Source organism: Stenotrophomonas sp. ZAC14D2_NAIMI4_7 (genome assembly GCF_003086675.1).
Taxonomy (GTDB): Bacteria; Pseudomonadota; Gammaproteobacteria; order Xanthomonadales; family Xanthomonadaceae; genus Stenotrophomonas.
In genome coordinates this window covers 3029710-3042923 of sequence record NZ_CP025995.1, presented here as the reverse complement: position 1 = coordinate 3042923, position 13214 = coordinate 3029710, and the positions used below count along the sequence as shown (strand labels likewise).

12 protein-coding genes and 2 riboswitches are annotated in these 13214 nt (G+C 68.5%); of the genes, 3 read left to right on the top strand and 9 right to left on the bottom strand.

Annotation, left to right across the window (positions count from 1 at the left end; all coding sequences use genetic code 11):
• Positions 1 to 43: 43 nt before the first annotated feature.
• From sppA to C1922_RS13990, 4 genes are all read right to left on the bottom strand, one after another.
• Positions 44 to 1966, bottom strand: coding sequence for a signal peptide peptidase SppA (gene sppA, locus C1922_RS14005; RefSeq protein WP_108750308.1), 1923 nt, complete (start codon positions 1964 to 1966; stop codon positions 44 to 46).
• 115 nt (positions 1967 to 2081) lie between these two features.
• Positions 2082 to 3446 carry an MATE family efflux transporter gene (locus C1922_RS14000; protein ID WP_108750307.1) on the bottom strand — a complete coding sequence of 455 codons (1365 nt, stop codon included), beginning with the start codon at positions 3444 to 3446 and terminating at the stop codon, positions 2082 to 2084.
• A gap of 299 nt (positions 3447 to 3745) precedes the next feature.
• Entirely contained in the window at positions 3746 to 4309 is a 564-nt protein-coding gene (locus C1922_RS13995) for a DUF3106 domain-containing protein (protein WP_108750306.1), read from the bottom strand.
• Positions 4302 to 5303, bottom strand: a complete 1002-nt coding sequence (locus C1922_RS13990) for a hypothetical protein (protein WP_108750305.1) — start codon at positions 5301 to 5303, stop codon at positions 4302 to 4304. The genes C1922_RS13995 and C1922_RS13990 overlap by 8 nt, the downstream gene beginning before the upstream one ends.
• A 413-nt stretch (positions 5304 to 5716) precedes the next feature.
• Here C1922_RS13990 and C1922_RS13985 point away from each other — a divergent pair, with 413 nt between their 5' ends.
• Positions 5717 to 7894 (top strand): primosomal protein N', encoded by a 2178-nt coding sequence (locus C1922_RS13985; protein ID WP_108750304.1) that lies wholly within the window; start codon positions 5717 to 5719, stop codon positions 7892 to 7894.
• 109 nt (positions 7895 to 8003) lie between these two features.
• Here the strand turns inward: C1922_RS13985 and C1922_RS13980 are convergent, their stop codons facing one another.
• A complete protein-coding gene (locus C1922_RS13980; RefSeq protein WP_108750303.1) occupies positions 8004 to 8624 on the bottom strand; it encodes a glutathione S-transferase in 621 nt (206 codons plus the stop codon).
• A gap of 80 nt (positions 8625 to 8704) precedes the next feature.
• Entirely contained in the window at positions 8705 to 9484 is a 780-nt protein-coding gene (locus C1922_RS13975) for an NYN domain-containing protein (RefSeq protein ID WP_108750302.1), read from the bottom strand.
• Positions 9485 to 9595: 111 nt separating this feature from the next.
• Between C1922_RS13975 and C1922_RS13970 the strand changes: the two genes are divergently transcribed.
• Positions 9596 to 10873, top strand: coding sequence for an NAD(P)/FAD-dependent oxidoreductase (locus tag C1922_RS13970; protein ID WP_108750301.1), 1278 nt, complete (start codon positions 9596 to 9598; stop codon positions 10871 to 10873).
• A gap of 74 nt (positions 10874 to 10947) precedes the next feature.
• On the opposite strand, the gene C1922_RS13965 is transcribed toward C1922_RS13970, so the two are convergent.
• Genes C1922_RS13965 through C1922_RS13955 form a run of 3 tightly spaced genes read right to left on the bottom strand, consistent with a single transcriptional unit; the run spans position 10948 to position 12161 of the window.
• Entirely contained in the window at positions 10948 to 11403 is a 456-nt protein-coding gene (locus tag C1922_RS13965; RefSeq protein ID WP_108751606.1) for a hypothetical protein, read from the bottom strand.
• A 39-nt stretch (positions 11404 to 11442) separates the two neighbouring features.
• Entirely contained in the window at positions 11443 to 11856 is a 414-nt protein-coding gene (locus C1922_RS13960) for a hypothetical protein (RefSeq protein ID WP_108750300.1), read from the bottom strand.
• Positions 11853 to 12161, bottom strand: coding sequence for a GIY-YIG nuclease family protein (locus C1922_RS13955; RefSeq protein ID WP_108751605.1), 309 nt, complete (start codon positions 12159 to 12161; stop codon positions 11853 to 11855). Before C1922_RS13955 ends, C1922_RS13960 begins: the two co-directional genes overlap by 4 nt.
• Before the next feature lie 41 nt (positions 12162 to 12202).
• Positions 12203 to 12292, top strand: a riboswitch (glycine riboswitch).
• 13 nt (positions 12293 to 12305) lie between these two features.
• Positions 12306 to 12411: riboswitch (glycine riboswitch) on the top strand.
• 83 nt (positions 12412 to 12494) lie between these two features.
• Here C1922_RS13955 and C1922_RS13950 point away from each other — a divergent pair.
• Positions 12495 to 13112, top strand: coding sequence for a trimeric intracellular cation channel family protein (locus C1922_RS13950; protein ID WP_108750299.1), 618 nt, complete (start codon positions 12495 to 12497; stop codon positions 13110 to 13112).
• The last annotated feature ends 102 nt before the right edge of the window (positions 13113 to 13214 follow it).

The window sequence follows — 13214 nt, the reverse complement described above, 5'->3', positions numbered from 1 at the left end:
GTCAGAGCCCTTTGCTGCGCAAAGGGATCTGACCCCGGTCTGCTCAGAAACCGCAGAAGCAGTAGGCCAGTGCCTTCACCGGGGCGCCGTTGCCCTTCTCGCGGGCGGCGTTTTCGACGAAGCGCAGCTGCGTGTCCACTTCCGGCATCGTGCGTGCCAGCATCATGCGCGCCATGCCCGAATCGGACAGCATCCAGGCGCCAGCGCGGCTGCCAGCGAAACCGCTGACGAACTGCGCGAACGGCGTGGCGGCCTTTTCGATGTAGCGCACGCGATACTTGTCGGCGTTGCCAAGCTTGGCGCGGCCGGCGGCATCGGCCACCGCATCCTTCAGGCCGCCGAAGGCATCGACCAGACCGCGTTCCTTGGCCTGGGCACCGCTCCACACGCGGCCACGAGCCACTTCATCGATGGCTTCCACCGGCTTCTTGCGCGCTTCGGCCACACGGCCGGTGAAATCGGCATAGCCCTTGTTGATGACCGACTGGATGACCTGGCCCACGGCCGGGTCCATTTCGCGGGTGACATCGAACGCGCCGGCGAAGCGGGTGGTGCCCACGCCGTCGGTGTGCACGCCGATCTTGTCCAGCGCGCGGCTGAAGTTCGGGATCATGCCGAAGATGCCGATCGACCCGGTGATGGTGGACGGGTCGGCATAGATGCGGTCGGCATTCATGCTGATCCAGTAACCACCCGATGCCGCCAGGTCGCCCATCGATACCACCACCGGCTTGCCGGCGGCCTGCAGGGCCACCACTTCGCGACGGATCTGCTCGGAGGCGAACACTTCACCGCCGGGCGAATCCACGCGCAGCACCACGGCCTTCACGTGTTCGTCGTCGCGCGCGGCGCGCAGCAGGGCCGAGGTCGATTCGCCACCGATGCGGCCGGCCGGCAGGTCGCCGCCACTGATCTCGCCCGAGGCCACCACCACGGCCACCTGCGGACGGCTGTCCACCGGGTTGCGGCGTGCATCGAGCTGGGTCAGGTAACCGCCGAAGTCGATGCTGCGGAAGCCACCGTCGGCATCTTCATCGGCCACGCCGCGGTCGATCATCAGATCCTCGAATTCTTCGCGGGTCTTCAGCGCGGTCACCAGCTTCTGCTGCAGGGCGAACTTGGCCAGGTCGCCACCGGCGGCGGCCACGCCTTCAGGCAGGGTATCGATGCCGGCGGCCAGCTGCGCCGGGTCCAGGCGGCGTGCCTTGGCGATGTCGCCCAGGTAGCGCTGCCAGACATCGTTCATCCAGAACAGATCGGCTTCCTTGGACGCCGGCGATGCGGCATCCAGCACGTAGGGTTCGGCGGCCGACTTGTATTCGCCCACCTTGAACAGGTGCACGTCCACGCCCAGCTTGTCCTGCAGGCCGGTGCGGAAATACTGGCGGTAGCGACCCAGGCCTTCCAGCACGACCGAGCCCATCGGGTCCAGGTAGACCTCGTCGGCCTGCGCGGCCAGCAGGTACTGCGACTGCCCCATGCTCTGGCTGAAGGCCACCACCTGCTTGCCCGACGCGCGCAGGTCCTGCAGCGCGGCGGCCACTTCACGCAGCGAGGCGAAGCCGGACGGTTGCAGCTTGTCCAGTTCCAGCACCACGCGTTCAATCTTCTTGTCGTCCTTGGCCGCTTCAATGGCCCGGATCAGATCGCGCAGCTGCACTTCCTCGGCGCTGTTGTCGCCCACGGCCTTGGCCAGCGCGCGGCTGACCGGATCGGCGCTGAACTGCTCGACCAGCCGGCCTTCCGGCGCGATCACCAGGGTGGTGCGGTCCTGCAGCGATTTGCTGGCACCGGCGCCCATGCCGGCGGCGACGATGAACATCACCACGAACAGCAGCAACAGGCCGAAGAACACCAGGTTCAGGATCAGCCGGCGGGTGAAATTCATCACGTCCCACAGGCCGATGAAGAAACTGGCGACAGGGTTGCGACGTGCCGGGGGCAGCGGGGGCACGGTTTGGTTCATGGAGCGCTCCGGATGGCTTCTTGCCGTGGTAACAGCATAGCCGGTGCCGTGTGAGGCGGCATCGGACACAAGTCAGGGGATCGCCCGTCACGGTCTGCGCTGACGGGCGCGAGGATCATTCCAGGGCCGACTGGCCAATGCGCAGGCTGCTGCGGCGCAGGCGCCAGCCCATCAGGATGGCCGCGGCGGTCAGGCCGACGATCAGGCCGATCCACATGCCCTGCGGGCCCATGCCCAGGCCCAGGCCGAGCCCGGCGCCGAGCGGCATGCCCAGGCCCCAGTACGCGAACATGGCGATGAACATCGGCACGCGGGTGTCCTTCAGGCCGCGCAGGGCACCAGCCGACAGCACCTGGATGCCATCGGGGAACTGGAAGGTGGCCGCGTACAGCAGCAGGGTGGACGCCAGCCCAGCCACGGCCAGATCGTTGGTGTAGACCCCGACGATGGCATCGTGGCCGAACAGCAGCACTGCCGCCGACAGGGTCTGGGTGCCCATGATGATGGCGTAGCCGGCCCAGGCCGCGCGACGCACGCCGAAGCCATCGCCACGGCCGACCGCATGGCCGACACGCACGGTGGTCGCTTCGGCCACGCCCATCGGGATCATGAAGCACAGTTGCGCCACGTTGATCGCGATCTGGTGCGCGGCCGCCTCATTGGCGCCCAGGCGACCGATCAGCAGGGCGGTGACGATGAACAGACCGCCTTCCATCAGCACGGTGATGCCGATCGGCAGGCCGGTGCGCAGCAGGTCCCAGATCGCCGCCAGGCGCGGGCCTTCGAAGTGCGAGAACAGCTGCAGGTGGGCGAAGCGCTTGGTGAACCACAGGTAGGTGGCGAAGGCGATCGCCTGCAGCCACATCATCACCGCCGAGGCGATGCCCAGCCCTTCGGCGCCCATTTCCGGAAAGCCCAGCTTGCCGTTGGCCAGCACGTAGCCCATCGGCGCCAGCACCAGCAGGCCGCCGAAGCCGAGCAGCATGGTCGGCAGGGTCCAGTGCATGCCCTCGCTGAGATAGCGCATGCAGAAGTACAGGGTGAGCGCGGGCCCGCCCCAGCGCACCGCGTGCAGGAAGGCGGTGGCCCCCGGCACGATGTCCGGCGCGATGCCGAAGGCCGGCAGCAGCGGCGGCACCAGCGTGAGGAAGGCGAACATGATCAGCCCCAGGCCCAGCGCCAGCCACAGGGCCTGGCGGAACAGCGGGCCGATCTCGCGCTCGCGGCCGGCGCCATGCAGCTGCGACACCGAGGCGGTGAGTGAGATCAGGGTGCCGATCGGAATCAGCATGGGCAGCCACAGCAGCGCGGTGCCGATGGTGACCGCCGCCAGCGTGGCGGTGGCGTGGTGGCCGGCAATGACGTTGTCGACGAAGGAGATCAGGCCGGTGGAGACATGGCCCAGCACCAACGGCAGGGCAAGCAGACCGGTCGCGCCGACTTCCTTGCTGAAGCGCGGCGTGGAGGTTGCGGTAGACATGGAAGTACAGAACGCCAACTACGGTTGCGCGCGAAGGGCACAGGCACCGGGTTGCGGGCCGCCATCTTACGGCCAAACGACCCTGCATGGGCGCGAACGTCGGCTGGGTGCGGGCGAATGGGTGCGGGCGACGGGGTAGAGTCGACTGTCAGTCGACTGCGCTTCGCGTAACCCCCCGCGCTGTGCGCCCGTAGAGTCGACCTTGGTCGACTGCTCTTTGCCGGAACCCCCCGCGCTGCGCGCGGTAGTCGACCAACGGTCGACTCTACCCCGCCCATTCCCCATCAGATCCCCCGCCGCTACTGCCCGGCCTGGCGCTTCAGCCAGCTGTCACGCTCGGCCGCCGGCAGGGCCAGGAATGCGCTGCGCACCGCATCGCGTTCCTGCGGCGGCGTGCGCTGCGCCACCAAAGTCAATTGCGACAATTGTGCGGGGCTGAGCTGGCGCAGCACTACCAGCGCGGCTTCACGCTGTTCCGGCGGCACGAAGCCGAACAGGCCGTGCAGCTTGGGGAACTGCTGGCCCAGCTGCGGGCCCAGCCGCCAGCCCTCGCGGAAGGCCTGGTCCTGCGCCTGGAACTGCTCGCGCAGCTGCTGTTGCTGGGCGGCCGGCAGGGCGGCAAAGCGCGAGGCGGCCACGCGGATGCGCTCTCGCTCGCCTTCCGGCAGCGCGCGCCAGGCCGCGTAATCGGCCCGCCGTTGGCGCTGGGTGGCCCCATCCAGATGGGCGAACCCGGCCGGCGACGCGGCATCAACCGCACTGGCCGGCACCGCCGTGGGCGGAGGCAGGTCCAGCGCATTCGGCGCGGCGGCGGCGCACATCGGCAGGGCCAGCAGCAGGCCGGCCAGCGGGAACTTATTCATCGGCAGCAGAGGTTTCCAGCGCGGCACCCACCGGTTCGGGGTGGGTCGGTTTGGGTTCGGATTCATCCACCGGCAGCGGGCCACCGGCGGCGCTCCAGGCATACAGATCGGCGTCGGCCACCAGCGGGTAGTCACGGTCGGCCAGCATCGCGGCATCCTCGGCGGCGTGGCTGTCGACCGCGGCCGATGCCTGCACGTCGGTCGGCGGCAGCGATTCCACCGTCACCGGCCCCGCCTCGCCCACCACGCCTTCCGGCAGCGGGGCATCGTTGGCCGTGCGCAGGCCCTGCCAGTGGCGCCAGCCCAGCGCGGCGGCCAACAGCACGGCCACGGTGACCAGCAGGATCAGCGGGCCGCGCCAGCGCGGGCGCGCATTCGGGCGGCGGCGCTTGCCGGGCGCCGGCGTGCGCTCGTCGCGTTCGGGCGCGCGCCAGCCGGGGGTCGGGCCCTGCGTGCTGCTGCCCGGTGCGGCCGGCTGCTGCAACTGCTGCAGGCGCTTGGCCGGCAGGTCGCGGATGCGCAGCTGCACCTGCTCGGCCAGGCCGCGCCAGGCGGCGGCATCGGGCTGGCCGCTGGCATCGCGAGGACAGGCCGCGGCCAGCAGCTGCTGGTAGCCGCTCTCGTCGGTGTCCAGCACCCGCGTGGCAATGCTTTCGTCCAGGCTGCCGCCCACCCGCAGCAGCAGGGCCAGGCGCGGCACGGGGTCCATGTCGCCCAGCGCGGCCAGCGACGGCGGCCACTGCCCGGCGGACGGCTCACGCAGCGCCTGGCGCTGGCCCAACAGGGTCCAGAAGCGGGTGGGCCACTGCGCCATGGGCAGGTCGCTGGCCACCGCGGCGAAAGCACGCATGACCGCCACCAGGGTCTGCTCGGCACGGACGGGGTCGCCGCACTGCAGCTCGGCAACCACCAGCGCGCGGCGCTCGACGCCACGCAGGAACGCCGACAGCGCGCCGGCCGCGGTCGAGGAAACAGGGGCGGGCACAGCCGTCATCGGTCACTCCAAAGGTCTGCCGGCATGATAGCGGCAGGCCCTTGGCCGCCGGCAGGGCTTGCGCCCATGGGCACTTCGTGCTGCAGGTTGTGCACAGCATCAAGACCTGACTTGGGGCGCCGGGCATGGAGCCCTGAATTCAGCGTGTTTCAGCAATGTTTCACATCAATGTTGTTGATATTCAAGCACTTTTTTATGTGGCTATTTTTTGACCAACGCAACCGCGAGGCCGTCGCCATCGGCTTCCCGCGTCATCGCCGACGGGTAACGCACAAACTTATCCACAGAAGATGTGGATAAGACTGAATCTCTAATAGCCGCCTGCATTTAGGTGACATTTATGAATGCCGCGATGGATCGCCGCCGGGCAGCAACCTGCCATGCGGGCGCGCATGGGCCGGTAAACTGCGCCCATGCCCGCACTGATTCCGACCCTGCAGGTCGCGCTGCCCGTTCCCCTGCCCCGCCTGTTCGACTACCTGGCCCCCGACGGCCAGGCGCCGGCCGACGCGGTGGGCTGCCGGTTGAGGGTGCCCTTCGGCAACCGTGAACTGGTGGGCATGGTGGCCGGCCTGGGCCAGGCAGAGGACACGCAGGGGCTGCGCCAGGCGCTGGCCTGGGTGGACCCGCACCCCCTGCTGCAGGGCGAGCTGTGGCACAGCCTGCAATGGCTGGCCCGCTACACCCACGCGCCCTTGGGTGAAGTGGTCAGCACCGCCCTGCCCGGCCCGCTGCGGCACGGCGAGCCGCTGCCCGACACCCATCACTGGGGCTGGCAGCTGACCGACGATGGCCGCACCCAGCGCGAAAAACTTCGCGCCGGCAGCCGACCGCGGCAACTGGCCGAACACCTGGCCGAGGCCGTGGTGGACGAAGACGTGCTGGGCGCCCGCATGCCCGATTGGCGCACGGCGGCCCGCAGCCTGGCCAAGCGCGGCCTGGCCGAGCGGGTGGCGTTGGCGGTGGCCCCGCGCCACGCGCACCCGTTGCCCGGCCCGACATTGAACCCCGACCAGGCCGATGCCGTGGCCGCGATCACCGCAGCCGATGGCTTCCAGCCGTTCCTGCTGGATGGAGTGACCGGCAGCGGCAAGACCGAGGTCTACCTGCAGGCCATCATCCATTGCCTGGCGCAGGGCCGGCAGGCGCTGGTGCTGGTGCCGGAAATCGGCCTGACCCCGCAGACCCTGGCGCGCTTCCGTGGCCGCCTGGGCATTCCCGTGCATGCGCTGCATTCGGGGCTGAACGACAACGAGCGCGCACGCGTGTGGGCAGCAGCATCGCGCGGCGAAGCACGGGTGATCGTCGGCACCCGTTCGGCCGTGTTCACCCCGCTGCCGCAGGCCGGTCTGTTGATCGTGGACGAGGAACACGACGGCAGCTACAAGCAGCAGGACGGCATCCGCTACCACGCGCGCGACTTCGCCCTGGTGCGGGCCAAGGCCCTGGGCATTCCCGTGCTGCTGGGCAGCGCCACGCCGTCACTGGAAACCCTGCACAACACCTACGCCGGCCGCTACGCGCACCTGCGCCTGAAGCAGCGCGCCGGCGATGCACGGCCACCGCGCGTGCGCATCCTGGATGTGCGCAAGCGGCCGCTGCGCGATGGCTTGAGCGACGAAGTGCTGGCCGGCATCGGCGAACACCTGCAGCGCGGGCAGCAGGTGCTGGTATTCAAGAACCGCCGCGGCTACGCCCCGGTGCTGCTGTGCCACGACTGCGGCTGGACCGCACCGTGCCAACGCTGCGATGCGCCGATGACCGTGCATGGGGGCGGCCGCCGCCTGCAGTGCCACCACTGCGGCGCACGCCAACCGGCGCCGCTGGCCTGCCCGGCCTGTGCCAGCCTGGCCCTGCAGCCGCAGGGCATCGGTACCGAGCGGCTGGAAGAACATCTGGTCAGCGCCTTCGCCGACTACCCCGTGGTGCGCATCGATCGCGGCACCACCTCACGCCGCGATGCGCTGGAACAGCAGCTGGCGAAACTGGGGGACCAGCCCGGCATCCTGGTCGGCACGCAGATCCTGGCCAAGGGCCACGACCTGCCCAAGCTGACCCTGGTGGTGGTGGTGGGCATCGACGAAGGGCTGTTCTCCGCCGATTTCCGCGCCAGCGAGAAGCTGGCCCAGCAGTTGATCCAGGTGGCCGGCCGCGCCGGCCGCGCGCGCGATCCCGGCGAGGTCTGGCTGCAGACCCATCACCCGGGGCACCCGCTGCTGGAAACCCTGGTGAACGGTGGCTACCACCCCTTCGCACAGGCCGAACTGAACCAGCGCCAGGCCGCCGGCTTCCCGCCTTTCGCGCACCTGGCACTGATGCGTGCCGAGGCGCAGCAGGTCGAGCATGCCAACGCCTTCCTGCTGGCGGCGCGGCACCTGCTGGGCGAACAGAACGTGGTGGAAGCGTACGGGCCGATGCCGGCGCCGATGCCGCGCCGTGCCGGTTACCAGCGCACGCAGCTGCTGCTGTCGGCGCCGCAGCGGCCGCCCCTGCATGGGGTGCTGGCGCAGCTGGTGCCGCAGCTGTACGCGCTGCCGGAAGCACGCAAGGTGCGCTGGTCGCTGGATGTGGACCCGACGGATCTGTATTGAAGGTTGCGGGGTGGCCTCCGCCGGGCATGGCCCGGCGCTACCGCGGTGGCCGCCGGTGTGGGGTCAGACCCCACCCGTCGGGTGGGCTCCGACCCCGGGCGACGCGCGCTTACGTCAGCGGCGACATCACGCCGCGCTGGTACGCCGGGCGCTCGCGCAGTCGCGCGTACCACTGTGCTACATGCGGCAGGTCCGGGCGCTGGATCGGCAGTTCGAACCAGGCATAGACCAGCGATCCCAGCGGGATGTCGCCCATCGCGAAGCGGTCGCCGGACAGCCACGGCTGCTTGGCCAGGGTGGCATCGGCCATGGCCAGGTATTCGCCGGCACGCACGATGGCCGCATTGATGCGCGCTTCGTCGCGGTCGGCCGGGGCGGTGCGCATGATGCCCCAGATCAGTTCGGAGTACAGCGGCGCCATGCGCGAGGTGCTCCAGTCCATCCACTTCTCGGCCTGGGCCCGTTCCATCGCGTCTTCGGCATACAGCGTGCCCAGCGCGTAGCGCGCGCTCAGGTAGCGCACGATGGTGTTCGATTCCCACAGCGGCAGGCCGTGGTCTTCGATGACCGGCACCAGGCTGTTGGGATTCATTGCCAGGTATTCGGCCGACTGCGTGCCGCCGTGGCTGCCGCCCACTTCGATGGATTCATACGGCAGCCCGATTTCCTCGGCACACCACAGCACCTTGCGGACGTTGCTGGAATTGCGGCGGCCCCAGATCTTCAACATGCGTTTGTTCCTTGCCTGCAGCGGTGCGCCACGCTGGCGCGGAGCCGCTACGATACGCCGATCAAACGCGCTGTGCTGCGCTACCGGTTCTTCTTTGGCAGCGCGCGCACATAGGACGATTTGCCGTCCTTCTTCAGCTCGAACAGACCGATCGCCGCCAGCAGGTCGCTGAGCTTTCCATAGCCATAGTTGCGCGGGTCGAACGAGGCCTGGTTGCCGATCTGGCTGCCCACCGGCCCCAGGTGCGACCAACCGTCTTCGCCTTCGGCCGACGACACCGCGCGGCGCAGCATCTTCACCAGGCGGGTATCACTGCGCATTTCGGCGCCGCTCTTGCGCGGGCGGGCTTCATCGCTGGCGGCCTGTTCGCTGGCGGTCCGCTCCACTTCGGATGCGTCGGCATCGGGCACGCTGGCATGGGCCTGGCCCAGGGCTTCCAGATAGGTGAACTTGGAACAGGCGTTGACGAACGGCTCGGGCGTCTTCTTTTCGCCGAAGCCATAGACCTTCACCCCGTCGGTCAGCAGGCGCATCACCATCGGGGTGAAGTCGGCATCGCTGGACACGATGGCGAAGCCATCCAGGTTGCGTGCGTACAGCAGGTCCATGGCATCGATCACCATGGCCATGTCCGATGCATTCTTGCCCTTGCTGTAGGCGAACTGCTGGATGGGGCGGATGGCGTACTCGTGCAGCACCGCCTCCCAGCCCTTCAAGCGCGGGCTCTTCCAGTTGCCGTAGGCGCGGCGCACGTTGGCCACGCCGTGGCGGGCCACTTCGGCCAGCACTTCATCAATCTTCGATGCCGGCGCGTTGTCGGCGTCGATCAGCAGGGCAATGCGCTTTTCCGGTTCGGACATGGGTTCCTCGGCGAAGGGGCTGCGGCCTGAACCGAGTATCGCCGATCCCGTTGGGCGGGCATGTGACGTGCGATGATGCCGGGCGACATCCACCCCTTCCGGAGTACGTCGATGAGCCGCGAACCAGTCCCCCACCTGGTCATCATCGGCGGCGGTTTCGCGGGCCTCTGGGCCACCCGTGCCCTGGCACGCGAACGGATCAGGATCACCCTGGTCGACCGCCGCAACCACCACCTGTTCCAACCCCTGCTGTACCAGGTCGCCACCGCAGGCCTGTCCGCACCCGATATCGCCGCGCCGCTGCGGCATATCCTGGGCCACCAGCGCAACGTGGAAGTGCGCCTGGGTGAAGTGGTGGGCATTGAAAAACAGGCCCGCCAGCTCACCCTGGCCGATGGCAGCACGCTGGGCTATGACAGCCTGTTGCTGGCCACCGGCGCCACCCACGCCTACTTCGGCAACGACCAGTGGGCCGCCGATGCACCGGGCCTGAAAACCCTGGACGATGCGATCGCGCTACGCCGCAAGCTGCTGCTGGCGTTCGAGCGCGCCGAAGCCGAGCCGGACCCGGAAAAGAAGGCCGCCTGGCTGAGCTTCGCCGTGGTGGGTGGTGGTCCCACCGGTGTGGAACTGGCCGGTACGCTGGCCGAGATCGCCCGCCACACCCTGCGCAACGAGTTCCGCCACATCGACCCGGCCAGCGCCAAGGTGCGGCTGGTGGAAGCCGGCCCGCGCGTACTGTCCTCGTTCCCGGAAGTGCTTTCGCTGAAGGCACGCCGGCAGCTGGAAAAGCTGGGCGTGGAAGTGCTGACCGGTACCCCGGTCAGTGATATCGACAGCCAGGGGTTCAAGCTGGGCGACCAGTTCGTGCCTGCGCGCACGGTGGTGTGGGCCGCTGGCGTGGCCGCCTCACCGCTGGCAAAAACCCTGGACGTGCCGCTCGATCGCGCCGGCCGGGTGCAGGTGCAGCCGGACCTGACCCTGCCCGGCCACCCCGAACTGTTCGTGGCCGGCGATCTGGCCGCCGTCAGCCAAGCCGATGGCCGCCCCGTGCCAGGCGTGGCACCGGCTGCCAAGCAGATGGGCAAGCACGTGGCCGAAACGATCCGCGCGCGCCTGCACGGCAAGGCCGAGCCCGGGGCATTCAAGTACGCCGATTACGGCAACCTGGCCACCATCGGTCGCATGGCCGCGATCGTGCACCTGGGCAAGCTGCAGCTGTCGGGCATCCTGGCCTGGTGGTTCTGGCTGGCCGCGCACGTGTTCTTCCTGATCGGCTTCCGCAACCGCATCGTGGTGCTGTTGAACTGGGCAGTGGCTTACTGGAGCTACCAGCGCAGCGCGCGCATCATTTTTGGTGATGACCAGGAAGATCGCCGGCCGAGGTAACGGAGGCAGCGTCAGATCCCTTTGCGCAGGAAAGGGCTCTGACCCCGGCGGCGCCATCCACGCATGGCGTGGATCTACCGGTTCATCGGGCCGCCGGAGCCGGGAGGGCTCGGCCACACGTGGCAGAAGTCTTCCTTCCTCGCGGTGTCGGCAATCTGCCCGGCACTCCAATGCCGGGTGATCCAGATCGTCAGTGCCGTGCTGCTCAACTGCCAGCGCAGCATGCCGTGCCGAGGCTGCTGCATCAGGTGGCGGCGGGCAACCCAGTAGGCCTCCTGCTCGAACACGGGCACGTTCGCTTTCCTCGCATCCTCGTCGAAGAGCTGCACGACGAAGCCCCAGGGATTCATCTGCTGGTAGCCCGTGCGCGGTTCACTGCTGCATGCCGCCACACCACTGGGCGCGCGGTCGGCCGGCTTCGGCCGACCGTCCACCAGCGCCAGCCCGAGCAGGTAGAGCAGGCCGGGCAGCAGCGCGATGCCGGCCACCAGCACAATGATTGAAATCCACGCTTTACCGGCAGCACCCATGGCGATCACTCCCCAACTGCATCCACGCATGGCGTGGTTCTACTGCATCAAGCCCATTTCGTCGGCGCTCAACTGCATGTACATGAAGGCGGCGGCTTCGTCGGACATCAACTGACCCTGCGGAAAACTGTCGAGCCACGCGGTGATGCGTGCATGGCGATCCTTCAACGCATCCCCCAAGGCCTGCTTCTCCGCTGCGGTTGCACGCTCCTGCATCTCGTCGCGCAGCACGTCATCGCTGATGCCCCACATTTCAGCGAGCGGAATCAGGTCAACCAGATCGGGCGGCACCCGGTCGCGGTGCAGGTGGATGGGCTCGGGCGGGGTCGGCCCACGTTGCGTGGCCAGCTCTGCGGCGGTGCCGATCTGCCCGTGCTGCAGCGGCGGCGGGGTCTGGGCGCAGGCCGGCAAGGCCATGCCGGTGGTGAACAGCAGCATCCAGCAGGTCTTCATCGGACGGTCCCTGTGTCGATGGGTGTGGCGATCATGGCATGGGCGGCGTCGGCCTGCAGCCAGGCCAGCTTGCGTTCGCGCGGCTGCTGCTTGAGCTGCCATTCGGCGCGCGAGGCGGCCGCGCGGTCGGGGTACTCGCGCACGGCCAGGATCTGCAGCGGCGGTCGCGCCCGGGTATAGCGCGCACCCTTGCCGGCCTGGTGGGCGGCGAAACGGGCCGCCACGTCGGTGCTGATGCCGGCGTAGTAACTGCCGTCGCGGCATTCAAGCAGGTACAGGAACCACGGGCGGGGGGAAGGGGCCATGCCGCCGATTATGCCGTGCTGCACTGCAGCGGATATACTGGCGCCCGAATGCAGGAGAGAGGCGCCACGCTGGCGCCCGCCGAAGGCGCAGGCTCCCATGATCGCTCAGGCCGGTGGGCTGGAATCCCACCAACCATGCATTCGACACGCCGAGCTGGAGAGAGGTCGCCGGGCACGCCCGCCGCGATCCGCCGAAGGGGCACGCGGTTCATTCCGCTGAACTCTCAGGCAAAAGGACAGCGGGAGCGGCACCGGTCATCGTCATTCCGTCATTGCGCAGGCAGTGGCGGTATACGCGCATGGCCGGCCCCACCGCGCCCGGAGCCTGACCCCATGCTGTTGTCCATCATCTACCTGATCGCCATTTCCGCCGAAGCCATGACCGGCGCCCTGTCTGCAGGCCGCCGCCGCATGGATCTGTTCGGCGTGGTCATGATTGCCTGTGTGACCGCCCTCGGCGGCGGTTCGCTGCGCGACATCCTGCTGGGCCATTACCCGCTGGGCTGGGTGAAGCATCCCGAGTACCTGGCCTTCACCGTGTGTGCGGCGCTGATCGCCACCTGGGTGGCGCGCTGGATGCACCACTTCCGCCGGACCTTCCTGGTGCTTGATGGCCTGGGTCTGATCGCCTTTACCCTGATTGGCTGCTCGATCGCGCGCGAGGCCGGCCACGCGATGCCGATCGTGCTGATTGCCGGCATGCTGACCGGCGCCTTCGGTGGCGTGCTGCGCGACATCCTCTGCAACGAAGTGCCGCTGATCTTCCAGAAGGAGCTGTACGCGATCATCTCGCTGCTGACCGGTGCGGTGTATCTGCTGTTGCTGCACTGGGGCGTGGCCGATGCCACGGCGATCCTGTGCTGCCTGGGCGGTGGCTTCGCGCTGCGGCTTTTGGCGATCCATTACCGCTGGGAAATGCCCAAGTTCGTGTACCACGACGAAGTGCATTGATTGCGCTTCGTAGAGTCGAGCCATGCTCGACTGTTCCTGGCAGAAGCAGTCGAGCATGGCTCGACTCTACAAGAGCGGTCGGGCATGACCTTGGTCATGCGG